At 67.9% G+C, this 25,157-nt stretch carries 21 protein-coding genes and 1 tRNA gene; 15 read left to right on the forward strand and 7 right to left on the reverse strand.

Annotated elements, in window-relative coordinates:
* The first annotated feature begins 132 nt into the window (after positions 1-132).
* Complete coding sequence (locus tag ACIQM4_RS10035) at positions 133-1,557, forward strand: ArsA family ATPase (protein WP_401588661.1); 1,425 nt, start codon at positions 133-135, stop codon at positions 1,555-1,557.
* Between the two features lie 15 nt (positions 1,558-1,572).
* Here the strand turns inward: ACIQM4_RS10035 and ACIQM4_RS10040 are convergent, their stop codons facing one another.
* Positions 1,573-1,920, reverse strand: a complete 348-nt coding sequence (locus ACIQM4_RS10040; protein WP_401588663.1) for a WhiB family transcriptional regulator — start codon at positions 1,918-1,920, stop codon at positions 1,573-1,575.
* Positions 1,921-2,283: 363 nt separating this feature from the next.
* On the opposite strand from ACIQM4_RS10040, the gene ACIQM4_RS10045 reads away from it, so the two are divergent.
* A complete protein-coding gene (locus tag ACIQM4_RS10045) occupies positions 2,284-4,551 on the forward strand; it encodes a transglycosylase domain-containing protein (protein WP_401588666.1) in 2,268 nt (755 codons plus the stop codon).
* A gap of 153 nt (positions 4,552-4,704) precedes the next feature.
* On the opposite strand, the gene ACIQM4_RS10050 is transcribed toward ACIQM4_RS10045, so the two are convergent.
* The gene (locus tag ACIQM4_RS10050) at positions 4,705-5,181 is read right to left on the reverse strand and encodes a GatB/YqeY domain-containing protein (RefSeq protein WP_401588669.1); all 477 of its coding nucleotides are present in this window, start codon (positions 5,179-5,181) and stop codon (positions 4,705-4,707) included.
* 88 nt (positions 5,182-5,269) lie between these two features.
* On the opposite strand from ACIQM4_RS10050, the gene ACIQM4_RS10055 reads away from it, so the two are divergent.
* The 3 genes from ACIQM4_RS10055 (at position 5,270) to ACIQM4_RS10065 (ending at position 7,244) form a co-directional block, all read left to right on the forward strand.
* On the forward strand, positions 5,270-6,217 hold the full coding sequence (locus ACIQM4_RS10055) for a metallophosphoesterase (protein ID WP_401588672.1): 948 nt from the start codon (positions 5,270-5,272) through the stop codon (positions 6,215-6,217).
* Positions 6,218-6,411: 194 nt separating this feature from the next.
* Entirely contained in the window at positions 6,412-7,140 is a 729-nt protein-coding gene (locus tag ACIQM4_RS10060; RefSeq protein WP_401588675.1) for a Pr6Pr family membrane protein, read from the forward strand.
* 30 nt (positions 7,141-7,170) lie between these two features.
* Positions 7,171-7,244: transfer RNA gene (locus ACIQM4_RS10065), tRNA-Pro, on the forward strand.
* A 382-nt stretch (positions 7,245-7,626) separates the two neighbouring features.
* On the opposite strand, the gene ACIQM4_RS10070 is transcribed toward ACIQM4_RS10065, so the two are convergent.
* Both ACIQM4_RS10070 and ACIQM4_RS10075 read right to left on the reverse strand, forming a co-directional pair.
* The gene (locus ACIQM4_RS10070; RefSeq protein WP_401588677.1) at positions 7,627-8,742 is read right to left on the reverse strand and encodes an MFS transporter; all 1,116 of its coding nucleotides are present in this window, start codon (positions 8,740-8,742) and stop codon (positions 7,627-7,629) included.
* 80 nt (positions 8,743-8,822) lie between these two features.
* Positions 8,823-10,718: an FAD/NAD(P)-binding protein gene (locus ACIQM4_RS10075; protein ID WP_401588680.1), complete on the reverse strand. Its 1,896-nt coding sequence runs from the start codon at positions 10,716-10,718 to the stop codon at positions 8,823-8,825.
* A 404-nt stretch (positions 10,719-11,122) separates the two neighbouring features.
* Here ACIQM4_RS10075 and ACIQM4_RS10080 point away from each other — a divergent pair, with 404 nt between their 5' ends.
* From ACIQM4_RS10080 to ACIQM4_RS10115, 8 genes are all read left to right on the forward strand, one after another.
* Complete coding sequence (locus ACIQM4_RS10080) at positions 11,123-12,481, forward strand: KamA family radical SAM protein (protein ID WP_401588683.1); 1,359 nt, start codon at positions 11,123-11,125, stop codon at positions 12,479-12,481.
* A gap of 5 nt (positions 12,482-12,486) precedes the next feature.
* Positions 12,487-13,338 (forward strand): N-acyl homoserine lactonase family protein, encoded by an 852-nt coding sequence (locus tag ACIQM4_RS10085; protein WP_401588685.1) that lies wholly within the window; start codon positions 12,487-12,489, stop codon positions 13,336-13,338.
* Positions 13,335-15,203, forward strand: coding sequence for an FAD/NAD(P)-binding protein (locus ACIQM4_RS10090; protein ID WP_401588687.1), 1,869 nt, complete (start codon positions 13,335-13,337; stop codon positions 15,201-15,203). Before ACIQM4_RS10085 ends, ACIQM4_RS10090 begins: the two co-directional genes overlap by 4 nt.
* Positions 15,166-15,654, forward strand: coding sequence for a cupin domain-containing protein (locus tag ACIQM4_RS10095; protein WP_401588690.1), 489 nt, complete (start codon positions 15,166-15,168; stop codon positions 15,652-15,654). Before ACIQM4_RS10090 ends, ACIQM4_RS10095 begins: the two co-directional genes overlap by 38 nt.
* Positions 15,655-15,671: 17 nt before the next feature.
* The gene (locus ACIQM4_RS10100; RefSeq protein WP_401588693.1) at positions 15,672-16,073 is read left to right on the forward strand and encodes a VOC family protein; all 402 of its coding nucleotides are present in this window, start codon (positions 15,672-15,674) and stop codon (positions 16,071-16,073) included.
* Positions 16,074-16,226: 153 nt separating this feature from the next.
* Complete coding sequence (locus ACIQM4_RS10105; protein ID WP_401588695.1) at positions 16,227-17,597, forward strand: MFS transporter; 1,371 nt, start codon at positions 16,227-16,229, stop codon at positions 17,595-17,597.
* 48 nt (positions 17,598-17,645) lie between these two features.
* Positions 17,646-18,020, forward strand: a complete 375-nt coding sequence (locus ACIQM4_RS10110; RefSeq protein ID WP_401588697.1) for a cupin domain-containing protein — start codon at positions 17,646-17,648, stop codon at positions 18,018-18,020.
* Positions 18,021-18,229: 209 nt separating this feature from the next.
* On the forward strand, positions 18,230-19,120 hold the full coding sequence (locus ACIQM4_RS10115) for a LysR family transcriptional regulator (protein ID WP_401588700.1): 891 nt from the start codon (positions 18,230-18,232) through the stop codon (positions 19,118-19,120).
* A 233-nt stretch (positions 19,121-19,353) separates the two neighbouring features.
* Here ACIQM4_RS10115 and ACIQM4_RS10120 read toward each other — a convergent pair whose 3' ends face one another.
* Complete coding sequence (locus ACIQM4_RS10120) at positions 19,354-19,752, reverse strand: nuclear transport factor 2 family protein (RefSeq protein ID WP_401588703.1); 399 nt, start codon at positions 19,750-19,752, stop codon at positions 19,354-19,356.
* A gap of 80 nt (positions 19,753-19,832) precedes the next feature.
* On the opposite strand from ACIQM4_RS10120, the gene ACIQM4_RS10125 reads away from it, so the two are divergent.
* Both ACIQM4_RS10125 and ACIQM4_RS10130 read left to right on the forward strand, forming a co-directional pair.
* On the forward strand, positions 19,833-21,641 hold the full coding sequence (locus ACIQM4_RS10125; RefSeq protein WP_401588705.1) for a prolyl oligopeptidase family serine peptidase: 1,809 nt from the start codon (positions 19,833-19,835) through the stop codon (positions 21,639-21,641).
* Positions 21,642-21,828: 187 nt separating this feature from the next.
* Complete coding sequence (locus ACIQM4_RS10130) at positions 21,829-22,704, forward strand: SURF1 family protein (protein ID WP_401588708.1); 876 nt, start codon at positions 21,829-21,831, stop codon at positions 22,702-22,704.
* Here ACIQM4_RS10130 and ACIQM4_RS10135 read toward each other — a convergent pair.
* The gene (locus tag ACIQM4_RS10135) at positions 22,674-23,930 is read right to left on the reverse strand and encodes a hypothetical protein (protein ID WP_401588710.1); all 1,257 of its coding nucleotides are present in this window, start codon (positions 23,928-23,930) and stop codon (positions 22,674-22,676) included. The two genes, ACIQM4_RS10130 and ACIQM4_RS10135, sit on opposite strands and share 31 nt — an antisense overlap.
* A gap of 152 nt (positions 23,931-24,082) precedes the next feature.
* On the reverse strand, positions 24,083-24,844 hold the full coding sequence (locus ACIQM4_RS10140) for a SigE family RNA polymerase sigma factor (RefSeq protein ID WP_401590097.1): 762 nt from the start codon (positions 24,842-24,844) through the stop codon (positions 24,083-24,085).
* Between the last annotated feature and the right edge of the window lie 313 nt (positions 24,845-25,157).

Below are 25,157 nucleotides of genomic sequence, written 5' to 3' on the forward strand. Positions count from 1 at the left end.
AACGGGACGCCGGGAACGAACAGGACGCCGGGAACGGACAAGACGCCCGGAACGGACACGGCGGCACGGAGCGCGCCGGGGGCTGGGGCGGCAGATTCCCCCGCGACGTACGGCCCCGGCACGGAGCGCGGGATGGACCCGGCACCGCTGCTGGACGTCGATCCGCTGCTGGACGATCCGGCGACCCGCATCATCGTGTGCTGCGGGTCGGGCGGCGTCGGCAAGACGACGACGGCCGCGGCGCTGGGCGTACGGGCGGCCGAGCGCGGACGGCGGGCAGTGGTGCTGACCATCGACCCGGCGCGCAGGCTCGCGCAGTCGATGGGCATCGACTCCCTCGACAACGTGCCGCGCCGGGTGAAGGGCGTCGACGACTCGGCCGGTGGCGAGCTGCACGCCATGATGCTGGACATGAAGCGCACCTTCGACGAGATCGTCGAGGCGCACGCGGACGCGGACCGGGCCCGCGCCATCCTGGAGAACCCCTTCTACCAGTCCCTGTCGGCCGGGTTCGCCGGTACGCAGGAGTACATGGCGATGGAGAAGCTGGGGCAGCTCCGCTCGCGCGACGAGTGGGACCTGATCGTCGTGGACACCCCGCCGAGCCGGTCGGCGCTGGACTTCCTGGACGCGCCGAAGCGGCTGGGGTCCTTCCTGGACGGGAAGTTCATCCGGGTGCTGATGGCACCGGCGAAGGTGGGCGGCCGGGCCGGGATGAAGTTCCTCAATGTCGGCATGTCGATGATGACGGGCACGCTCAGCAAGCTGATGGGCGGTCAGCTCCTGCGTGACGTGCAGACGTTCGTGGCGGCGATGGACACGATGTTCGGCGGGTTCCGGACCCGGGCGGACGCCACGTACCGGCTGCTCCAGGCGCCCGGGACGGCGTTCCTGGTGGTCGCCGCCCCGGAGCGGGACGCGCTGCGTGAGGCGGCGTACTTCGTCGAGCGGCTCGCGGCCGAGGAGATGCCGCTGGCAGGCCTCGTGCTGAACCGGGTGCACGGCAGTGGCGCCCCCCAGCTGTCCGCCGAACGGGCACTGGCCGCGGCGGAACACCTCGCCACGGCAACAACCTCGACGCCCGCCACGCCGGACAGCCGCACGCCCGTGGCGGAGACCACCTCCACGCCTGCCCCGGCGAACAACTCCGCGCCCGTCACAGGCAAGACCGATGCCGGGAAAACCGATGCCGAAGAAAATCTTGACGAGCGCGGCATTGTGGATCAGGGGGACGGGAATGCTGGAGTTCGTGGCTCCACGGCCGCCTCTCCCGAGACACCTCGAACTCCCCAGCATCCAGGCGCAGTCGACGACGTCGAGCAGTTGACCGCGGGTCTGCTGCGGCTGCATGCCGAACGCATGCAGGTTCTCGCGCGTGAACAGCGAACGCGCGACCGCTTCACCGCACTCCACCCCGAGGTGGCAGTGACCGAAGTCGCCGCCCTTCCCGGGGACGTACACGATCTGGCCGGGCTGCGGGCCATCGGTGAGCGGCTGGCGACCGGTCAGGCATCCCCGCCCGATCCGCCACCTTCCACGCCGACACCTTCGGCCTAGTCCCCCACGATTGGCCTAGCCCACCGCGGCGAACGTCTCCTCGTAGACCTCGTCCTCTTCGAGTACCGCGGGCAGTATTCCCGCACTGCGCTCGTACTCCGTGCGCGCGGTCTCCAGAAGCCGGCGCCACGAGGTGACCGTCGGCCGCCTGCGCAGCAACGCACGGCGTTCCCGCTCCGTCATGCCACCCCACACGCCGAACTCGACGCGGTTGTCCAGCGCGTCCGCCAGGCACTCGGTACGCACCGGACATCCGGTGCACACCGCCTTGGCCCGGTTCTGCGCCGCTCCTTGTACGAACAGTTCATCCGGATCGGTAGTGCGGCAGGCTGCCTGCGCACTCCAGTCGGTTACCCAGCCCATCCCGGCGCCGTCCTCTCCCGAATCGAGGCTCCCCCACGGCGGTAGCGGCATATTCACCGCTGCCAGTTGAGGACGTTACGGAAGGTGGGCACAGCGCAACACCCCCTTCGGGCCCAATCTTGAATGGCCCGAACGGACTATGCGTATGCGGCAGATCACCCAACGGAGTGAGCTGGGGACATGCGTCATCTTCCCGATAAAACGGGACAGTTCGACCAGGTCGCGGCGGATTCGGGCCCGGCCGCGGAGTTGTTCGACCGGCTCCCACACCTTGATGCGGAGCCGCACTCCTGTGACAGTTGAGAGCAGCTTAGGCCAGAGCCTTTACATGTGTCCGGCGAATGAGAACGTAGGCTTCGCCCCATGGCAAAAAAGCGCTCGGGCGGGGGTCTCACGCGGACCCAGCAGGCCGCCAAATTCCTCGGTGTCAGCGTGCTCGCCGGAGCCGTGCTGGCAGGCATCGCCCTGCCCGCCGCCGGCGCGCTCGGTCTCGCGAGCAAGGGGACAATCGAGGAGTTCGACACCATCCCGGCGAACCTCAAGCGCCCGCCGCTGAGCCAGCGCACCACCATCCTCGACAGCCAGGGTGGCAGGATCGCCACGGTGTACTCGCGCGACCGGACCGTGGTCCCGCTCAAGGACATCTCGCCGTACATGCAGAAGGCGATCGTCGCGATCGAGGACAACCGGTACTACGAGCACGGCGCGGTCGACCTCAAGGGCATCCTGCGCGCGCTCAACCGGAACGTGCAGTCGGGCGGCACCGCGCAGGGCGCCTCGACCCTCACCCAGCAGTACGTGAAGAACGTCTTCGTCGAAGAGGCCGGTGACGACCCAGACAAGGTCGCCCAGGCCACCCAGCAGACCCTCGGCCGCAAGATCCGCGAACTCAAGTACGCGATCCAGGTCGAGAAGGAGCTGGGCAAGCAGAAGATCCTGGAGAACTACCTCAACATCACGTTCTTCGGGCAGCAGGCGTACGGCGTCGAGGCCGCGTCGCAGCGCTACTTCAGCAAGCACGCCAAGGACCTCAAGCTCGAAGAGGCCGCGATGCTGGCCGGTCTCGTGCAGTCGCCGACGCGGTACGACCCGGTCAACGACTCGGCGGAGGCCACCAAACGCCGCAACATCGTGATCCAGCGGATGGCCGACATCCGTGAGATCTCGCCCGCCGAGGCGGCGCGGGCCAAGGCCGCCCCGCTGAAGCTGGCGGTCAGCAAGCCCAAGAACGGCTGCATCACCGCCGTCAGCGGCGCCGGCTTCTTCTGCGACTACGTCCGCGAGGTCTTCCTCAACGACCCGGTCTTCGGCAAGACCAAGGAGGACCGGGCCAAGGTCTGGAACCAGGGCGGGCTGACGGTCCGTACGACCATGGACCCGAAGGCGCAGGAGTCCACCCAGGCCTCCATCAAGCAGCACGTCTACAAGAGCGACAAGGTCGCCACGGCCGTCACGCTGGTCGAGCCCGGCTCCGGCAAGATCCTCGCGATGGGCCAGTCCAAGCCGTACGGCTTCGGCGACAACGAGACGCAGATCAACTACTCCGTCGACAGGAACATGGGCGGGTCGAACTTCGGCTTCCCGACCGGCTCGACCTTCAAGCCGTTCCTGACCGCGGCCGCACTGGAGGAGGGCAGGCCGCCGACGCAGACCTACCCGTCGCCGTACCAGATGCCTTACCCGGCCCGGATCGCGACCTGCAGCGGCAAGCCGTGGGTGAACGTCGGTATGAAGCAGAAGCTGGAGAACGAGAACGAGGCCGAGGTCGGCCCGTACGCGCTCGGGGAAGCGATGAACAAGTCCGTCAACACGTACTTCGTTCAGATGCTCGAAGACATCGGGATGTGCCCGGTGGCCAAGATGAGCGAGAAGCTCGGCCTGATCCAGGGCCACGGGGTGAAGATCCCCGAGGAACCCTCGCCGCTGACCCTCGGCTCCAACGGCATCTCACCGCTGCGGATGGCCAGTTCGTACGCCGCCTTCGCCAACCGCGGCACGTACTGCACGCCCGTCGCCATCGAGTCGATCAAGGGCCCCGGTGGCAAGGCCCTCCCGGTCCCGAAGACCTCGTGCTCGCGGGCGATGGCCGAACAGACCGCGGACACCGTCAGCACCTTGCTGCGCGGAGTGGTCGACTCCGGTACGGGCGCGAAGGCCGGGCTCCAGAACGGCCGCGACAACGCGGGCAAGACGGGTACGACCGACGCCCGCAAGAACGCCTGGTTCGTCGGCTACACCCCGAACCTGTCCGGTGCGGTCTGGGTCGGCAGCCCCTCCCAGCAGGTCCAGATGGAGGACATCACCATCGGCGGCCGCTACCAGCCGAAGGTGTACGGAGGCGAGGTTCCCGGCCCCATCTGGAAGGACGCGATGACGGGCGCCCTGGACGGCAAGGACTCACCGCGCTTCAACACCATCGACATTCCCGAGCCCAACAAGGACAAGGACAAGGACAAGGGGAAGGACAAGGGCAAGAAGCGGCCGGGCAGCGACAACAAGCCTCCAGGGAACGACCCGGGCCAGGACCCCGGTGGGAACGGCGACGGTGACAACGGCGGCGGCGACCAGGGTGGCGACGGCGGCGGTGACGGCGGCGACTGGGACGACATCCTCGGTGGCAACTGGCCGTAGGCAGGTACGCCGGTAGTCGGTGCGCCGGTAGTCCGGATGCTTCGGCGGTCCGGGCGCTTCGGCAGCCCTGTAGGCGGCGACATGCGGGAGAGGGCTCCACCCGGTCGGGTGGAGCCCTCTCCCCGTACAGCTACGGCAGCCGCCGTCGTCCCCTCAGCCCGCCAGGAGCCGCTTCACCGTGGCGGCGACCCGGCCGCCGTCTGCGCGGCCCGCGACCTTCGGGTTGACGATCTTCATGACCGCGCCCATCGCGCGCGGTCCCTCGGCGCCCTGTGCCTTCGCCTCGTCGACGGCCCCCGCCACGATCGCGGTCAGCTCGTCGTCGCTCAGCTGCTGCGGAAGGTACGTCGCGAGGATCTCGCCCTCGGCCTTCTCCCGCTCCGCCGACTCCGTCCGGCCGCCCTTGGCGAAGGCGTCCGCCGCCTCGCGACGCTTCTTCGCCTCCTTGGCGATCACCTTCTCCACCTCCGCGTCGGAGAGCTCGCGGGCCTGCTTGCCGGAGACCTCCTCCACCTGGACGGCGGCGAGGGTGAGACGGAGCGTGGACGAGCGGAGTTCGTCACGCGCCCGGATCGCGGCGGTGAGGTCTTCCTTCAGCTGGGACTTGAGCTGGGACTTGGGCGTGGTCATGACGCAAGTGTGGCAGGTCGGGCGCCCCGGCCGCCCACCGATTTCCGCCGCGGCGCTGGGCCCCGTGCTCATCTGCAACGATGGGGACATGCGCGCACGTTACGGAGTACCCCTGGGAATCACGGCCGTTGGCGCGGCCGGCCTCGCCTACGCAGCCGGCTTCGAAGCCCGGTCGTTCCGGCTCCGACGGGTGACGGTTCCCGTCCTGCCGCCGGGGGCGAAGCCGCTACGGGTGCTTCAGGTCTCGGACATCCACATGGTGGGCGGGCAGCGCAAGAAGCAGCGCTGGCTCCAGTCGCTCGCCGGTCTGCGCCCCGACTTCGTCGTCAACACGGGTGACAACCTCTCCGACCCGGAGGGCGTGCCGGAAGTACTGGACGCACTCGGTCCGCTCATGCAGTTCCCCGGTGTGTACGTATTCGGCTCCAACGACTACTACGCACCGAAGCTGCGCAATCCGGGTCGCTATCTGATCGAAAAGGTCCAGGGCAAGCACGGTCTGAACGGCAACCCGCCCGCCACCGGGGTGCTCCGCAACCCGTGGGAGGACCTGCGCGACGGGTTCGACGCGGCGGGCTGGGTCAACCTCACCAACACCCGCGGAAGCCTCAAGCTCCCCACCGCGGACGGTTTCGACCTCGCGTTCACGGGGCTCGACGACCCGCACATCAAGCGCGACCGGTACGCGCAGGTCGCGGGCGGCCCGGACGCCTCCGCCGACTTCTCGATCGGCGTGGTCCACGCCCCGTACCTCCGCACGCTGGACGCGTTCACCGCCGACGGCTACCCCCTGGTCCTGGCGGGCCACACCCACGGCGGGCAGCTCTGCATCCCCTTCTACGGAGCGCTGGTCACCAACTGCGACCTGGACGCCGACCGCGTCAAGGGCCTCTCCACGCACGAGGCGGGCGGCCGGAGGGCGTACCTGCACGTATCGGCGGGTTGTGGCACCAACCGCTACACCCCGGTCCGCTTCGCCTGCCCCCCCGAAGCAACCCTGCTGACGCTGACACCGGGGCCGGCGCCGCGCTCGTAGCCTCGTAAGCGGCGAACGCCCACCGGGCCGCGGGCGCGCCCCGTCTCAGCCACGGGCGCACCCCGCCCGAACCGTCCGATCCCTCGGAACCCTCCTGCCCTCGGAACCCTCCGAACCCTCCTGCCCTCGGAATCCTCCGAACCCCCCGGGACCTTTCGCCTCACACCCGGTCGAATTGTCCTACCGTAGGGATCATGACCGCCCCGATCTCCGCGGGCGTGCCCGCCTCAGCTGTCGTGCCGCCCCGCCGCCGCCCTTACGCCGCCGTCTATCGGGCGCTCCTCTGCGCCGCGGCTGTCGCCGGCATCGTGATCGACCTGTCCGTCGGTGACCCCCTTCTCGTACCGGTCTACTTCACGATCCAGTCGAACGCCCTGCTCGCGCTCGTCCTCGGCTGGTCGGCGGTCCGCGCCTGGACCGGGGGCCCGCCCCTGTCTCCGCGGCTGACCGGCGGCGCGCTGCTCTTCATCCTCATCACCGGCCTCGTCTACCACCTGGTCCTGGCCAACGAATCGAGCGGCTTCTCCATGACCGGCGGCCCGCCCTCCGGCTGGCACGCGCTCTCCAACCAGCTGCTCCACACCGTGACCCCCGTCGGCGCGGCCCTGGACTGGCTCCTGCTCACCGCCCCCGGCGGCCTTCTCCTCCGGTACGCAGCCCAGTGGCTCCTCTACCCCGCCGCGTACTTCGCCTTCGCCCTGATCCGCGGCGCCGCCCTCGCCCCGGACGCCACGGCCCGTTACCCGTACCCGTTCCTGGATGCCGCGGACCACGGCTACGCCGGCGTAGCCACAAACGCGCTGGTCCTGGGCCTGATCTTCTACGCCCTCGCACTGGCCCTGGTCGCCCTGGACCGCGTCCGCCCGTACCTGCCCGCACGCGAAAACCGGATTTCGCCTACGAGCGCGGGTGGGCTAAAGTAATCGATGTCGCCACGGCAACGTGGTGGACATCGGGGTGTAGCGCAGCTTGGCAGCGCGCTTCGTTCGGGACGAAGAGGTCGTGGGTTCAAATCCCGCCACCCCGACAGTGAAGTACCAGGTCAGGGGCCTGATCCGCATGGCGGGTCAGGCCCCTGAGTGGTTCCTGGAGATCGCTTGGGAGAAATCTGGGAGAAGACCTTGATCGGCTTCTCCCAGGAGCAGTCTCCGGTGCGGCAGTCCGAGTGACGCTCAAGCACCCTCGGACCTGCGCGTTCGCGAATCCAGGGCTCGTAGCTGACCAGGGACGCCACGGCGGGCCGCCCCAACGGTCGTGCGGAACACCGCACATGACAGGTCATCGCTCAGCGCCTCCCCACGACCACGCCCGTGCACTCGCCCAGCGGGTGCGGGCGTTGCGGGAGGAACGCGGGTGGACGCGTGAACGGCTGGTCAAAGAGGCGGGCGTCGTTGCCGGACGCTCCCTTGTCAGACTCGGGCAGCCCTCCTCCTGGCCACGGCGACACAACACATTGCGGCCAGGCCCGCAGCCGTCAGTGCCCACCAGGCTGCGACCGCGTTCACGGTGAACAGGTATCCACACGCCATCGGGCCAGTGGCCGCACCCAGCGAGACTCCCATCTGGCTGTAGGCAGTGGCCCGCTGCTCTCGGCCCGGGTACGGCAGTCCGATGGCATAGTGCAGAAGGCCCGCCCAGCCCCAGCCGCCTCCATAAGCAAGCAGGGCACCCACAGTGGTCAGCGTGAGCGACGAATGCGCCAGAAGAACGGTGCCTGCCACTCCCGCTGCAAACATTGCGATCAGCGCCGCCCAGGTGGCCCGAGGCAGCCGCCCGATCAGCCATCCGGCGATCAGCCGGACCGCGATGTTCAGGGCAGCGCCGGCTGTAGCCACCGCTCCCGCGACGGACAAAGACGCACCACGGCTGGTCAACGACAGGACCAGGAAGCCGCCGAGGCCGTTTCCCACCATTGCACCGAAAAATCCGGCGCCGCTCAGAGCCAGCAGGAAGACATCCCCACGCAGTGGAGGCACGATGTCACGTCCTGCAGTCACGGGCCGACTGCCCGGGGGGACCGTGCGCGCGAAGAGGACAGCGGCCACGCCGCACAGCACCGCCGTACCGGCAAACACCGGCCGCCAGCCGGCCGGTCCCGCCAGCGTCGGCATGACCATGCTGGCGAGCAGGGTCGCTGCGGGCACTGCGGCCTGTTTGAGGCCGAAGGCGAACGCCCGCAGTCGAGGTGCGCAGCGACGCATGAGTAGGGCATTGGTGTGAGGCTGGGTGTACCCGTAGGTGAAACCGCCAACCGCCGAGGAGAGCCAGAGCCCCACGGTGGGTGCCGCCGCTGCACTCAGCAGCCCCAGACACGTGGCGCCCAGCGCCACAGCGAGGGTGCGTTCGACCACCGGAGGAAGGGCAGCCCGTTTGCTGATGAAGGCTCCCGACAAGGAGGCCAGCCAGTACACGGCCAGGATGGCTCCCATACGGACCGAGCTCCAACCGAACTCGGAGGAGATCAGGCCGTTCGCCGCCCCGGGAAGGAACACAGGCAGCGACGTGAGCACCGTGACCGCCGCCACCCCCGCAGCTGTGTACGGGCCCGAGGGAGGATCTCCGGTGGAGGAAGCCGTGGCAGGGGCGCGCGCGGCGGTGGACGTTGTCATCGGACGGGCATCTCCACCTGGCCGGACGGCTGCGCTGCGCCGATTCCGAGCACCGTTCTCGCGATCGCGTCCGCGTCCCCCAACGTCACGGAATCGACTCCAGGCCGGACACCTGCCGCTGTCGCCCAGTGCGCACCTTCAGTGGGGACGCCAAGTGCGAACCGGTGGGAGTGAGGCTGACCGTGCGCGTCCACGAGGTGGCTGGGCCGTTCGGTCACCGCGAGGCCACCGGTCTCATAGCTATCGCCGTGTGGATTGGGTATGCGGTACGGGGCCGCCTGCCCGGTGTCCAGGAGATGTCGCATGAGCGGGTCGGAGGTCGTGCGAACGTCTGGGTCCTGAATGCGCGCCTCGATGAGGGCCATGACCGGTGTGGGCGCCCCCGGCACTCTGTCCGAGGAGACCATGAAGCCGCTTCCGTCTGCCTTCGGGACGACACGCATCCCTGGGCCCACGGGCTTCAGGATTCCGGCGCGAATGACTGCCGCCATTTCCGCGATGCGACGTCGGGGCGGGCCGATGGAAAGAGAGGCGTTGAACGGCGAGTACCAGTCGGCCAGTTCGTCTCGGTAGGAATCCCCCGTGATCCGACCGTGGTCGACCACCTGCCGGATCTCGTTGCGCAGATCCCGCAGGGCGTCGAGGGCAGCCTTGACCGGGTCATCGATGTTGCCTCCGCCGGCCAACGCAGCGTCGCGCTCCAGATGCAGCAGCAACCAGTGGGTGAACTCCTCCCGCCCGCTGAGGGCTTCATCACCGTACGGTGTCTCGATGGCCGTCCAGTCCCAGTGATCACATGCGGAGATGCCGTAGGCCCGCAGCCGCTCTGTCAGTGGGCTGTGGTCAGGGAGGGCCAAGGAGGCACTCAGGAACGCCGACGTGGCCTCGGCTGATGCACCACGTCGCCGCAGCAGTGCCTGGTAGTAGACGAGCTCTACTTCACGGGCGATCAGCGGCCACACGTCCCGGCAGAAGCGGACATCACCATCCACCGCAGCGCGTCGGCGCAGGGCCCGGATCCTGCTGTCCGTCAACAGCACGGGCCGGTGGCGTTCCCCCATGCCTTTCTGGTTCTCGCCGCGCGCCTGGTACGGGATGCCTCGGCGAGATCCCGCGTAAAGCTTCGGCTCAAGGCCCGAGGGGTGATAGACGAGCTTCCCGTCCACACGTTCCTCGAACACGCCACCGCGTCCCTGGGTGAACAGCGCCAGGTAGTCGAAGAAGGTGAGGCCAAGGCCGCGCAGCGCCACTGGCTCGCCTGGGCCGATCCCGTTGAGGTCCATCTCCGCGGGATTGCCCGGCCCGATACGGCGTGAACCGGGCGAAGACAATGGAGAGGCAGAGTTTGCGACGTGCCCCTGGGCGAGAATCACGGAGTGGAGCCGTAGGCAGTCCCCTCCCGCCAGCTGCAGCAGCTGCGCCGTACCTCGCCCATCCAGCGTGACCGCGCTGTCCTCGTGAACCCTCACCCTCAGATTTGAGGGCGCTGTCTCCACAGTCCGCTGGAAGGCCCACCGGAGATAGTGACCGTACAGCGCGCGCGTGGGGTAGGAGTCGGGGCTCAGGGCCTGTACCTGCGTGAGTACGCCATCTGGGTATCCCGCCGCTGGTCCCGTGGCAGCCAGCAGGGCTGCCCACTCGTACAAGTTGGGTCCTGGTGTCACCGGCCCGTCGCACAGAACGCTCGCGTCGGTGAACACAGTGATCTGCTCGGCAACCGTGTTCATCATCAGGTGAGGCGACTGCTCCGTACGCCAGACCCGCCCTGCCCCGGCCGGAGCAGGGTCGACTACGTGCACGCTTACATGCCCGACGTCCGGGTGGGACGCCGCGTTGGCGCACAACCGCTCCAAGACAGTGAGCCCTCGCGGTCCAGCGCCCACGATGCCCACGCTAAGCCGCCCGTTCAACGGCAGAACCTCCGCCCCTCAGCTTTCCCTTGCTCCTCATGGACAGCTGCTGAGCGTAAGACCTCGACGAAGCGGCATTCATGCGACCGGCGAACCACTCATACACATGGATCATGAATCGATTCATGCATACAGTGCATGAATGTTCGTCCGCGTCTATTTCCCCACCCTTGGCACCTACAGCTAATTTTGTGAACCGCGGCGAAAGAATGCCCTCAAGTCCGATTCCCGGACGATTGCATGAACACGGGGAAGAGGAAACGCGCGGGAGCCCCCGTGTTCACGCAGGTTCTTCGCTCAGCCTGCTAGGCGCCGCTCATTCGGCAGCCCTGGACCTGACTTGTTCGCTCCGACACCGCATTCACGCAACCCTGACGGGAGTTCGCATGGATAACTCAAGCGAAAGCTCACCGAAGTACAAGCCCTATAACCGCTCGTCCATTCATCGCGCACCGCAATGGGAGCGCATTCCACCCGAGCTGCGCGAGGCAGTCGATGTGGTGTCCCACGTCCTGCCATTCCGAACCAATCAATACGTCCTCGATGAACTAATAGACTGGGACAATATTCCAGACGATCCGATATACCGGCTCAACTTCCCGCACAAGTCCATGCTTGATCCGGACGACTACATCACGTTGCGTGACCTGCTGCGCTCGGACGACAAAAAGCAGCTGGCCAAGCAGATCCACGTGATCCGGTCACGAATGAACCCGCACCCGGCCGGCCAGCAGTCACACAACGTGCCGGAGCTTGACGGCGAGGCTGTTCCTGGCATCCAGCACAAGTACGCGGAGACGGTCCTCTTTTTCCCGAGCGCCGGCCAGACGTGCCACGCCTACTGCACGTTCTGTTTCCGCTGGCCACAGTTTGTCGGCGAGGAGGACCTGAAGTTCGCGGCCCGTGATGCCGAGGGCTTGGTCGCCTACCTCAAACGGCACCCCGAGGTCACCGATGTGCTGATCACCGGTGGCGACCCCTTGATCATGCGCACGGCCACGCTGGAGCGATACCTCGAACCCCTCCTGGTGCCCGAACTGGCTCACATCCAGAACATCAGGATCGGTACGAAGGCGGTGGGCTACTGGCCGCAGCGGTTCGTCAGTGATCCAGACGCCGATGAGTTGCTGCGACTGTTCGAGCGCGTCGTGGGTGCGGGCAAGCACCTCGCGCTGATGGGCCATTACAACCACCCAGCTGAGCTGCGCCCGGCCATCGCGCAAGACGCCCTGCGCCGCATCTCTGCAACCGGTGCCGTCGTGCGCATGCAGTCGCCTGTCCTGCAGCACATCAATGATGATCCGGCCGCCTGGCACGAGTTGTGGACCCAGGGAGTGAAACTGGGTGCCATCCCGTACTACATGTTCGTCGAGCGTGACACCGGTGCGCGGTCCTACTTCGAGCTGCCGCTGGTCAAGGCATATGACATCTTCCGCTCGGCCTACTCGAGCGTCTCCGGTCTGTCTCGTACGGTACGTGGGCCGTCGATGAGCGCGTTCCCGGGAAAGGTGCTCATCGACGGTGTCCCGACGATCCGGGGCGAGAAGGTCTTCGCTCTGCAACTCCTCCAGGCACGGCGAGGCGGCCTCGTCCGCCAGCCGTTCTACGCGAAGTTCGACCCCGAAGCGACCTGGTTCGACCAACTCGTACCCGCCTTCGGGGAGAGCAAGTTCCTCTTTGAGGAGGAGCCGTCCGGCATCGCTGACTCCACGCTCGGCAAGCCGCTCAACCTCGTGGGGGTCTGAGCCGTATGACCGAGGACACGCATCCGGTATACGAAGTCCTGGCACTCCGGTTCGGCACCCATGCAGACCGGCCCGCGCGGGACAACTTCCTTGTCGATGACGGCCAGTTCACACCGGGCAGCGAGATGCCCATGGACTTCTACCTCTGGGCGATTCGCAACGACCGGCACTTCCTCCTCGTGGACACGGGATTCCCCGAGGAGATGGCCCAGCGCCGCGGACGCACCCTGTTCCGCGACCCGGTTGATGCGCTGAGCGATCTCGGTATGGCGGCCGAAGATGTCTCCGACGTCGTGATCACGCACATGCACTATGACCACGCAGGGAACCTGGACCGGTTCCCGCACGCTCGGATCCATCTGCAGCAGGACGAACTCCAATTCTGTACCGGGCCTGCCATGCGTCACCATGTCGTGCGCAAGCCCTTCGAACCGGTCAACATCAAAACAGCGGTGCAGGGTCTGTTCGAGGATCAACTCGTCCTCCACTCAGGGCAAGCCGAGATCATCCCTGGAGTTACGGTGCACCCGGTTCCGGGCCACACTCCGGGCACCCAGGTGGTACGGGTTCCGACCACACGCGGCTGGGTCGTGCTGGCAAGTGACGCCACGCACCTGTGGGCCAACATCCGGCTCCGCAGCCCGTTCCCGATCCTCGACCGTCTCACGCCGATGCTCGAAGGGTACGAACGGATCGAAGCCCTGGCGGACGGGGACGACCACATCATCCCCGGACACGATCCTCAGGTGGCACTGCGCTTCCCACCTCTCCCCGGTGCGGCTGACTGGGCCTGTCTCCACGAACCCGTGCTCGACGGCATCGACGCCGCGGCGGCGACCGCTGGAGCCGTGCGATGAGCGCTCTCCAGGTGGCCGTGAACGGTGTAGGGCCGCGCGGCCTGAGCATCCTGCAGCGAATCTCCGAACTCGCGGCGGAACTGCCGGCGGGATGCTCGCTGGACGTGCACCTCATAGACCCTGGTGACAGCGGCCAGGGTGTGCACTCCACGCAACAGCCAGGACACCTGTTGACCAACACCGTTGCCAGCCAAGTGACGATGTTCGCCAATGGCCAGGGTCCGTCGTTCACCCAGTGGGCGGCTGCCAGCGGATACCGGCAGTTCGGCGGCGCGTTCTGTCCGACGGGTGACGATTCCGGGGAGCCCGTCGGAGAGCACGCCTATCTACCGCGCCAGCTCCTTGGCGCCTATCTCAGCTGGGTCTTCGACCAGACAGTTAATGGCCTGCCGCAGCACGTACGCATTGTCCACCACCGTGACCGGGCCGTGGACATCGAGCAGGGGGACGCCGGCCGCTTCGCCATCCGTCTTGAGAAGGGCTTCGTCGTCCACAGCGACTACCTCTTCCTGACAACAGGACACTGCGAACGGATCCCCACAGAGGAGGATCAGGCGTACGAGGAGTTCGCACGCGGTAACGCCAAGCGGAACCCCCGGCTTGCCTACTGCTCCACTCCGTACCCGGTCAACCGGCTTCAGCAAATCGCCCCCGGATCAACGGTCGCCGTCCAGGGGTTCGGGCTCACCGCACACGACGTAATCTCCGAGCTCACAGTCGGTCGAGGTGGAACATTCCACGGCTCCGGGCCTGACACGGAGTACCGGCCTTCCGGACGCGAACCCCAGATTCGGCTGTTCTCGCGCCAGTGCCTGCCTTTCAGTGCCCGTGGGGTGAACCAGAAGGGAATCACCGGGGCCCACCGTCCGCGGTTCTTCACCAATGAAGCCGTACAACAGCTACAGCAAGAGGCCACCCGACACCGGGGCGACCCCAGGCTCGACTTCACAGAAGAGGTCCTTCCGCTCTTGCTGCGGGAAATGGGGTACGCCTATCGATCGACCGAGGAGCAACGCTCCATTTCGCCGGAGGACTACGAGCTCACTGCAGGCGACCGTCGTGCACTAGAAGAGCTCCTCGACCCGTTGCACGACAAGCAGTTCGCGAATCAGGAGGAATTCGCGAAATTCTTCGTGGACCACATTGTCAGTGACCTGGAGCACGCAGAACTCGGCAACGCCACGAGTCCTGTGAAGGCCGCCACCGACGTCATCCGCGACACCCGGGCAAGCCTGCGGGAGGCCGTTGAGTTCTCCGGCCTCACACCTGACTCGCACAGGGTGTTCAACAGGAAGTACGTGCCAGTCATGAACCGGGTCTCGTTCGGACCCCCACGGCACCGCAACCATCAGCTCCTCGCGCTGATGCACGCGGGGATTGTGGACCTGGCCGGCGGCCCGGGCAGCCGAGTGCTCCTCGATCGGGAGGCGGCAAAGTTCACCGTCCGCACCGACTACCCGGACGGCCCCGAGATCCACTACGCCGACGCGCTGATCGTGGCGCGCCTCGACGCGTTCCACCCCGAGAGTGACCGGTCACCGTTGATCGCCAACCTCCTTGAGCGGGGCCTCATACGGCCCTACTCGAACGACGAATTCAAGCCCGGTGGCATCGACATCGATGAACGCGGCCGTCCGGTCACGGCGGCAGGCCAGGCGCTGAACTCCGCCTGGGCAGTGGGCTACTTGGTCGAGGGGCCACGGTTCTACACACACGCGCTGCCTCGCCAGGCGATGGCCTCGCAGTTCACGCTCGACGCCGACATGGCCGTGCGCGACATGGTCTCGGACATCAAGCACCGACATAACACCACCCAGGAGGAAGAAGATGCCGGTTCAGACCGGAAGCCAATTTCCGTACCCTGAATTCCGCAAACGCCATGCCCAGGAACGCCCCGCCCCGACCATTTGGCAGTGGGAGAGGCTGGCCGAGGAACTGGCGGCAGCCGAGCACACGGAATACGGAACGCTCACACTTGCCACCCCCGACGGCGACCACCAGGTCGTTCCGGGTATGTCGATGACTTTCCAGTCCGTGAGGCCAGGTGAACACACCACCCCGCATACCCACTCCTGGTGGCACCTCTATTTCGTACGATCCGGCTCCGGCGTCCTGGTCTTCGACGAGACCGATGAAACCGTCGGCGTAAGCGGCGGCGACATCGTGCTCATTCCTGCCTGGCATGTGCATCACTTCGAAAATAACAAGTCGGGCGGTGACCTCTTGCTGCTCAATATGTCGAACCTTCCTCAACTGGCCGACTTGCACAACAAGTTCTCCAATGAATACGCGCCGACAGACGTTCAGAACAACTAGCAGTAATGGGAGGGATCATGTTCAAGCGAATAGATCACATCGGTGTAGTGGTGGATGACCTTGCAGCGGCAAGGTCCTTTCTGGAAAGCCTGGGAATGCGTCTGGAGCGGGCGCAGGAGGTCCCGGAGCGGAACGTGAAGATTGCCTTCTACTTCTGTGGGGACGGCCGAATCGAGCTCATCGAGCCCACAACAGAGGAAGCCCGCCGGCGCAGGCTGGGCGCGGGTAACCAGGCTCGGATCGAACACATCGGAGTCGAGGTCGACGACGTCCCCGACATCATGAAGGCGGTCCAAGGACTGGGCGTTGAGCTGACTACCAGCGAACCGGTCCCGGTCGGTCCGAACCTGAATGCATGGACGGAGCCCCACACCTCCAACGGCGTCCAGTTCCAGCTGGTCCAGCGGGATGCCGTCTGACGGAGGGAGCGGCGCACAAGGCGGGCCGCATCGCCCGCCGTTCGAACCGTCAGCTATCGACCGAGGTGTGACTTCTTGAAGACATCTCCTACGCATGAGTCAACGCGAACCGGAGCACGACAAGGGGACGCCGCCCCTCATGGGAAGCGACAGGTGTGGCTACTCGCCTCACTGCTTGGCGGCATGTTCCTGGGAAACGTGGACATTGCGGTGGTCAACGTCGCGATCCCGTCGATCCGAGACCGTCTGCACGCGACCGGCAGCGAGCTGGAGCTGATCGTTTCGGGCTACACGCTCGCGTACGCCATGTTGCTGATCACTGGCGCCAGGCTTGGCGAAATCCGAGGGCGCCGCTGGACCTACCTGCTGGGGTTGGTCGTATTCACGGTCTCCTCACTGGCTTGCGGCCTCGCGCCGAACGGCGGCGCACTAGTGGGTGCCCGAGTAGTGCAGGGGATCGGCGCCGCCCTGATGGTCTCCCAGGTGCTGACAGGCATTCAGGTCAACTTCGAGGGGCCAGCACGCCGACGAGCACTGGGCGCCTATACCGGTGTCCTAGGGGTGAGTTCCGTCATTGGGCAGGCGCTGGGTGGCGTTCTGGTGTCGGCCGACATCCTGGGCACGGGATGGCGCCCCATTTTCCTGATCAACGTACCGATCGGTGCCCTTCTGCTGATCGCCGCGTTCATCTTCCTGCCGGCCGATGAAGGCACCGGGCAGAAGAAGCTGGATCTGCGAGGCGTGGGGCTTCTGTCCCTCGCGCTGTTTCTTCTGGTGACACCGCTCGTGATGGGTCAGGACGCGGGTTGGGCTCCGTGGACATGGGGCTGCATCGCCGCATCCCTGCCGGTCTTCGCTGTATTTGCCGTGGTGGAGGGAGGTATCACGCGGCGCGGGGGCGACCCACTGATGAATGTCGGGCTGCTTGCCCGCAGGCCGGTGGCCCTGGCATTGGTCTCCCAAGCCGCAACTCGCGCCGGGTACTTCGCCCTGCTGTTCGTCCTCGCGCTGTATCTACAGCAAGGGCTGGGCAAGAGTGCGGTGTATGCGGGGCTGGTTCCCGTCGCATGGGTGGCGACCTTCGCTCTGGTCGGCCCCGTCCTCGGCGGAGCCGGCGCGCGCACTCGGCGGCTCGCGGCCCCCGTGGGAAGTCTTCTGATGGCGATCGCTTTTGCAGCCATGGCTGCGGGCGCTCAGAGCACCGGCTGGCTGGTCGTCCTCCTCGGTATCGGTGGCGTTGGCTACGGCGCAGCCTTCAGCGGGACGCTGGCCCACCTCACGGAGTCCGTCGAAGCTCGGTACGCGCCGGACATGAGCGGCCTGTTCAACACGACGCTGCAGGTCGGCGGAACCATGGGTGTTGCCGTCTTCGGAACCGTCTATCTGGGTCTCGCCGAACCGAGCAGCACCCCAAAGGACGCTTTCAGCACCACTAGTGCGGCACTGGCTGTCGTGTCGGTAGCTGCCTCCGCGCTCATCCTGCTCGCGGGAAAGGCCCAGTCAGCCTCCACCTCCAAATCATGATCAACCATCTATCACCACCAAACGACCAAATAGAAGGAGAAGCACACCATGGACGTTATTCGTCACCCCGGAGACGCGACCAAGGGACCTGAGGAGCGGTTCTACGGCGATGTCTGGCTGTGGCCTCGCATCGGTGCCACCGCCAACACCGAAGTGCGCAATGTGTTGTTCACTCCCGGCTCGCACAGCGCATGGCATCGGCACCCGGCGGGTCAGGTACTGCACGTGACCGAAGGCGTGGGAGTCGTGGGGTACCGAGGCGGCGAGCGGCAAGAGATCAGGGCGGGCGACACCGTTGTCTGCCACCCCGGTGAGGAGCACTGGCACGGCGCGGGCCCGCGCACCTTCATGACACACATCGCCGTCACCGATGGCCCCACCGAGTGGAAGGAGCACGTGACGGACGAGGAGTACCAGGGCTGAGCCCACGCGCAGGCGACGTCTCATGCAGGGCCCGGGTCGTCCGGGCCCTGCATGACGAATTGTTCACTGCACGGGCAGAGCCAGGAAACAACAACGCCAAAGCGATTCTCGGGAGATGAGGCAGGGCTCAGGTGCGTACGCAACCCGAGAGCGGCGACCCTTCCGACAGTAATGCAAGTCCCTATGCGGCCTTGCATATGCTTCTGGCCATGAGCATCGAGCTGCACCACCTACGCGGGTTCCTGGCCTTGGCGGAGGAAAGGCACTTCACCAGGGCCGCCCATCGGATGGGTGTGTCACAGCCAACACTCAGCCGCAACATACGACGCCTGGAGGAACTGGTCGGGCGACGCCTGCTGGAACGGTCCACCCGCCAGGTCTCCCTCACCGCGGCCGGCGCGACGCTGTACGACCAGCTCAGCGTTCTCATCCCTCGCCTGGAGGCGGCCCTGCACCCTGACCCCGACGAGGAACCGTTTCGCGTGGGTTTCGCCTGGGGCTTTCCCACAGGGTGGCCCCAGGAGGTCATCGCCACGTTCGAGGCCGAGACCGGGATACCGGTGAAGGTGCACCGGCGAGACGCAAAGCTCGCAGGGGTGGACCAAGGGGAAGCCGACGTGGCAATTCTAAGGGGACGCATACCTGTACCCCCCGAAATGGAATCAGTCACCTTGCTGCACGAACGGAGAATTGTCGCAGTATCCACGCGATCTGAACTCGCGAAGCGGGAAGAAATAAGCTGGCAAGATATCGCTGACCATTCTCTCGTGCTCAATGAGGTAAGCGGGACAACGGACTTGACGCAGTGGCCCGAGGGCAGCCGCCCCAGCATTTCTGCCATCTGTCGAAACTTCGACGAGTGGTTGGAGGCTGTCGCGGCGAACAAAGGCGTTGGCGTGGTGCCCGAATTTGTCGGTCGCCAGCACATTCATTCCTTCGTGTCGTTCCTCACCGTGCCTGACGGTCCGCCCGTTCCCCTCAACCTCGTCTACCTGAAGCATGGCGGCCACCCTCTGACACCTCGCTTCGTCGCCATGGCCCAGGCTGCGATGAGTTCGGCGGAGGAGTCGGGTTCCGGTCTGACAGACCACAGGAACTGATCCGACGCAGCTGACTCCGCATCGCTGCACGTCCCAGAACCCCCACACCAGGGAGATCGTCGTCTGACCCCGCGAGGCCGGCGGCCTTGGTCGTTCATGATGGCCACGCTGCTCGCCCCGCCGAGTCCGCCCACGACCTCCACCGCCTGCTGGAGTCCATTGGCGCCTGGCAGCCGCTTGAGGGGAGGCTGGCGTTGTCCGAGACATTGATCCGGCATCCCGGGCGGCCCCGGTCAGTACCGCTCCACCAGGTGTTCGCGGCCGGTCGGGGGTTCGTAGGGTTCGGGCCGGAATTCTGTGATGTCGGTGAGCAGGCCGGTGGTGGGGTCGGCGGTGAAGAAGGTGATGGCGTGGAGTTCTTCCAGGCCGACCGTGACGTGGAGCCAGGTGACGGCGCTGTAACCCTGGACGACCGTGCGCAGGACTTCGGCGTGCCAGGCGGCCGGATAGTCGCGGTGGAAGCGGGAGAGCGCGGACCTGCCGTGGATGCGTTCCCCGGTCTGCGGGAGGTCGTAGGTGACGTCGTCCGCGAGGGTCTTGTCGAAGGTGACCCAGTCGTGGGCCCCGGCGGCCTTCCAGTAGGCCTGGACGGTGGCTCGCAGGTCTGGGAGCGGGTCTTTGTGGTGGGCCATGGTGTGAGTGTGGAGGGGGGCACCGACAGCCGACGGTCGGGGTGGGTGGGTCCTGGGGGCGGGTCCTGTTTGATGGGGGGATGAGTAGTGGTGAGAGTGACGGCGTGGTGGACGTTCCCCGGTGGGAGCAGCGGTTTCGGGCGGCTCGGGTTTCGTTGCCCGAGTGGGCGGAGCAGGCACCGGAGCGGGCCCTGTTCGTGTCCAACGCGACGGGGACCTACGAGCTGTACGCCTGGGACCGGGCGAGCGGTGCCCAGCGGCAGGTGACGGATCGGGCCAACGGGACCACCGACGGCGTTCTGACGCCCGACGGGCAGAGCATCTGGTGGTTCGACGACACCGACGGCGACGAGTTCGGCGTGTGGCGGCGGCAGCCGTTCGGCGGTGGGGAGGACGTGCTCGCCGTGCCGGGGCTGGAAGCCTCCTATCCCGCGGGGCTCGCCCTCGGGGTCGACGGGACGGTGGTCGTCGGGCGCTCGACCGACGAGGACGGGTCGACGATCCATGTCGTACGGGAGCCCGGGGCCGAGCCCGTGGAGGTCTACCGGCACCGGGAGTCCGCCGGGGTCGGGGACCTCAGTCACGACTCCGCGCTGCTCGCCGTCGAGCACACCGAGCACGGGGATGCCATGCATTCCTCGCTGCGGGTGCTGCGCGTGGCCGACGGCGGCCTCGTCGCGGAGCTGGACGACAGCGCGGGCGGGACCAAGGAGCTCGGTCTTGAGGTGCTCGGCTTCTCGCCCGTGGACGGGGACAGCCGCATGCTGGTCGGCCACCAGCGGCGGGGGCGTTGGGAGCCGATGCTCTGGGACCCGGTGACCGGGACCGAGACCGAGCTGTCCGTCGACCTGCCCGGGGACGTGAGCGCCGACTGGTACCCGGACGGATCCGCACTGATCCTCGGGCACAGCTTCGAGGCCCGCGGCGAGCTGTGGCGTTACGAGATCGCGAGCCGCGAGCTGACCCGGGTGCCGACCCCCGCCGGATCCGTCTCCGGGGCCACCGCACGGCCCGACGGGACCGTCGAGTACATGTGGTCGTCGGCCGCCGAACCGCCGGTCGTACGGTCGACCGGCGGCGGCGTCGTGCTCGACCCGCCCGGCGCCACGCCTCCTGCCTCCGTACCGGTCGAGACGGTGTGGGTGGACGGGCCCGGGGGGCGCATCCACGCGCTGGTGCAGCGGCCCGCGGGCGGCGAAGGTCCGTTCCCGACCGTCTTCGAGGTGCACGGCGGGCCGACCTGGCACGACAGCGACTCGTTCACCGCGGGGCCGGCCGCCTGGGTGGACCACGGCTTCGCCGTCGTACGCGTCAACTACCGCGGTTCCACCGGTTACGGCCGCGAGTGGACCGACGCCCTCAAGCACCGGGTGGGGCTGATCGAACTTGAGGACATCGCGGCGGTACGTGAGTGGGCCGTCGCGTCCGGGCTCGCCGATCCCGCGCGGATCGTGCTGTCCGGGGGCTCCTGGGGCGGCTATCTGACGCTGCTCGGCCTCGGTACGCAGCCGGACGCCTGGGCCGTCGGACTCGCCGCCGTGCCGGTCGCCGACTACGTGACGGCGTACGAGGACGAGATGGAGGCCCTCAAGGCGCTGGACCGCACGCTGTTCGGCGGGACGCCGGACGAGGTGCCGGAGCGGTTCAGGGTCTCGTCGCCGCTGACGTACGTCGACGACGTGAAGGCGCCCGTCTACATCTCCGCCGGGATGAACGACCCGCGCTGCCCGATCCAGCAGATCGACAACTACGTCGACCGGCTGGCCGCCCGGGACGCGGTGCACGAGGTCTACCGGTACGACGCGGGGCACGGGTCTCTCGTCGTCGAGGAGCGGATCAAGCAGGTGCGGCTGGAGATCGACTTCGTGCGGCGGCATCTGGGGAAGTAGGGGTGGTTGCGTCCGGGCGGTGCCGGTGGCCGGTGGCCGGTCACCGTGCGGGCGTCCGGCGCCTGTTCGGGGGCAGCTCGTCCTCGCGGGCGTCCCGCCGCCGGGGCCCGGGGCGAGCCGCCCCCCTGCCCCGCGGCGGGGGCGACCCGCCCTCCTGCCCGGTGGGCCGGGAACGTACCGTAGAAACGTGTACCGGTTTCTGCTGACTCCGCGCTGGTGGGGGATCAACCTCTTCGTCGTGCTCGCCATCCCCTTCTGTGTCTTCATGGGGTCCTGGCAGCTCGGCCGATTCGAGGACCGGGTCGACTCGCACCGCAGCGCGGAGGCGGCCCCCGATCCCGCGAAGCAGGCCGCCGTGCCGCTGGAGGAGCTGCTGCCCGTCTCGACCGAGACCTCGGGCAAGCAGGCGAAGGTGACCGGGCGGTACGCGGACCAGTTCCTCGTGCCCGGCCGGACGCTGGACGACAGGGCCGGGTACTACGTCCTCGGGATGCTGAAGACCGACACCGGCGGTGGCAAGGGGCTCCCCGTCGTACGGGGCTGGGTTGCAGGCGACGCGCGCGGTGCCACTCCCCCGCCCGCGCCCACCGGCGAGGTCACCGTGACCGGGGCCCTGCAGGCCTCCGAGAACTCACAGACCGACGGCGTCGACACCGCGGGCGGGCTGCCGCGGGGGCAGGTCGGGATGATCAGCTCCGCGACGCTCGTCAACCTCGTGCCGTACGGGGTCTACGACGCCTGGATCACCCAGGGCGCCGGCGAGAGCGGTGCGAGCGGGATGAAGGCCGTGCCCGCGGTCGCCCCGCAGGGGAGTGGCCTCGACCTGAAGGCGTTCCAGAACCTCGGATACACCGGCGAGTGGTTCGTCTTCGCCGGGTTCGTGCTCTTCATGTGGTTCCGGCTGGTGCGCCGTGAGGCGGAGACCGCGCGGGACCTGGCCCTGGGGATCCCGACGGAGGGTGACGGGGGCGACGGGGGCGACGGCCCCGGTGCCGAAGATGCGGACGGCCCCGCAGGAGCGGGCCGGCGCGGTCACGGTGCGTCCAGTACGCCCGTCCGGTAGATCGTTCCCGCGCACGCGTTCGGAATCGTCGCCTCCGCGCTCGGGGCGCCCGGTTCCGCCGTGTGCGTCACGGCGACCTTGCCGTCCGCCTGTTCGCCGTCGCCCGTGCCCAGTTGCGTCGTCGCGCCGCCGTCCACGGCGTCCGTGTCGTCCGCTCCCGCCTCCGGTACCTTCCCGCCGCTCTCGCCGCCTGCCGTGGCCGAGCCGCCGTCGGACTGTCCCGGGTCCTCGCCGCCGCCCCCGGTGGGCGTGGGGTCGGGGGACACTCCCGTCGAGGGGCAGGTGTCCTGCGGGACCCACGCGAACCGCACCTCGTACGCCGCCTCAGGCGGCAGCACCAGGCTGCGGGCCTCGTCCGCCGGGTCGGGCAGGCCCGGGGCCGGGTCGCCCGACGTGTGCTCGACGACCTTGATGCGGGACCGGTCGGCCGCGCCCATGGCCTGGAAGTTCATGCTGCCGCCGCCCGGCACGGCGCACTCGGCGCCCGACCTGTTGGCGATCCGGAAGGTGCCGTAGACCCTTCCCTTGGCGTCCGGGGCGCCGGTGGTCGCCCTGACGACCTCCAGCTGCGCGCCGTCGCAGGTGGGCTTCTCGGGCTCCGTGGCGTCCTGTTCGTACGCACCGACGCCGTCGCTGCCGGTGTCGGCGCCGCTCTCGCCGTCCTGCGACCCGCCCGGCTCCGGCTTCTCCTGCTCGCCGTCCGGGCCCTCGTCCCTGGACTCGCCCGGGTCCTTGCTCAGGGGGCCGTCCTTGTCCTGCTCCCCGCCGTCACCGGGGCCGGTGGCCCTGCCGCCGTCCTCGACGCCTTGGGTGTCCTCGGAGTGGCCCGCGTTCGCGGGGCTCGCGGTGGTGGCGGTGCCCGACCTGGACACGTGCAGGAACGCCGGGACCGCGGTGCCGATCAGCAGCGCAGCGGCGGCCACCCCGACCACCGCCTGCCGACGCCTGGTGCGGCGGAGCGGTACCGCCCTGTGCAGCTGGTCGAGCGCGCCCTCCGAGGGTGCGAGGTCCTGCACCGCGCCGTGCATCAGGCGGCGGATCGCCAGCTCGTCGGGGCTGAGGGAGGGGGTGCCGGAGCTCCCCGCCGCCGGTCCGTCGCCAGGACCCCGGGGGGTTGCGGGCGAGCCGCTGCCGAAGGTGTCGTTCCCGCTGCCCCGGGCTCCGTCGTTCGCCGGTGGGGTCTGCCGCCCGTGGCGCTCCTCGTGCCCGTCGCGCCCGTCGTTCACAATCCTGTTTCCAGTCCGGTCGTGCCTCGGCCCGTCCGGCCCGTACCGCGCATGGTGGTCGTGGCGGTCGTGGCGTGCTCCGCGACCGTGGCGGTCGTTGCCGTACCCACCCGGTCCACCGGATCCACCCGTGCCCCCGCCGTTGTTGCCTTTCACGCGGTCGCCTCCATCGCGACGCGCAGCGCCGCGATCCCGCGTGAACCGTACGCCTTCACCGAGCCCAGCGATATTCCGAGCACCTCGGCGACCTGCGCCTCGGTCATGTCCGCGAAGTAGCGAAGGCTCAGCACCTCGCGCTGGCGCCGTTGCAGTCCGCGCATCGCCTTGATCAGCGCGTCCCGCTCCAGGGTGACGTACGCACCCTCCTCCGCGCTCGCCATGTCCGGCATCGGCTTGGAGAGCAGCTTGAGGCCGAGGATGCGGCGGCGCAGTGCGGAGCGGGAGAGGTTGACGACGGTCTGGCGGAGGTACGCCAGGGTCTTCTCCGGCTCCCGGACCCGTCCGCGCGCGGAGTGCACCCGGATGAAGGCCTCCTGCACGACGTCCTCGCAGGACGCGACGTCGTCGAGCAGCAGCGCCGCCAGGCCGAGCAGCGAGCGGTAGTGCGCGCGGTAGGTCTCGGTCAGGTGGTCGACGGTGGTGCCCTCTGCCAGGGTCGTCTCGTCAGTGGTCACGAGCGCGGGCCCGTACGTCGCGGAGTCCGGTGCCGGGGCACCGGCCAGCGGGGCGGTGGCGTGCGGGGCACCGGCAGCGCCCGTCGGCGCCGGCACGACCGAGGAGACCGCTCCCGTCTGCACCGGCGTCGTGACCGTGCCCGTCGGCGCCTGCGCCGGAATGCGTGCGGGCCGTGCCGCGGGCATGGGGGCGATCACCGGCATGCCGCCGGGCGCGCGGGACGTACGCCGCGGGCGCATGGACGCGCCGCGCAGCGAGACCGCCGTGATGTCGAGAACCTCTGCTGCCACGCCTGTTGGACACGCTTCTCCCCGTCAGGGTTGTACGCGCAGGACGTGGCTTTCGCCGGTGTGCTCACCGGCGTGCTCACCGGTGAATGCGATGCACCGTTTCGCCCCATGCGTAACCGCCCCTCCCCATTGCCCCAATTTTCCCCCCGGCAGACGGGATCGCTGTGGCCTCTTGCGAGGGCGACAACGGAGACGCACAACGCCCAACTGCCGGTTCCCACAAGGGCAGAGGCAATTTCCCCGGTCCCTCGACGGCACCGGT

Origin of the sequence: Streptomyces sp. NPDC091272 (assembly GCF_044757485.1) — a bacterium.
Lineage (GTDB): Bacteria > Actinomycetota > Actinomycetes > Streptomycetales > Streptomycetaceae > Streptomyces.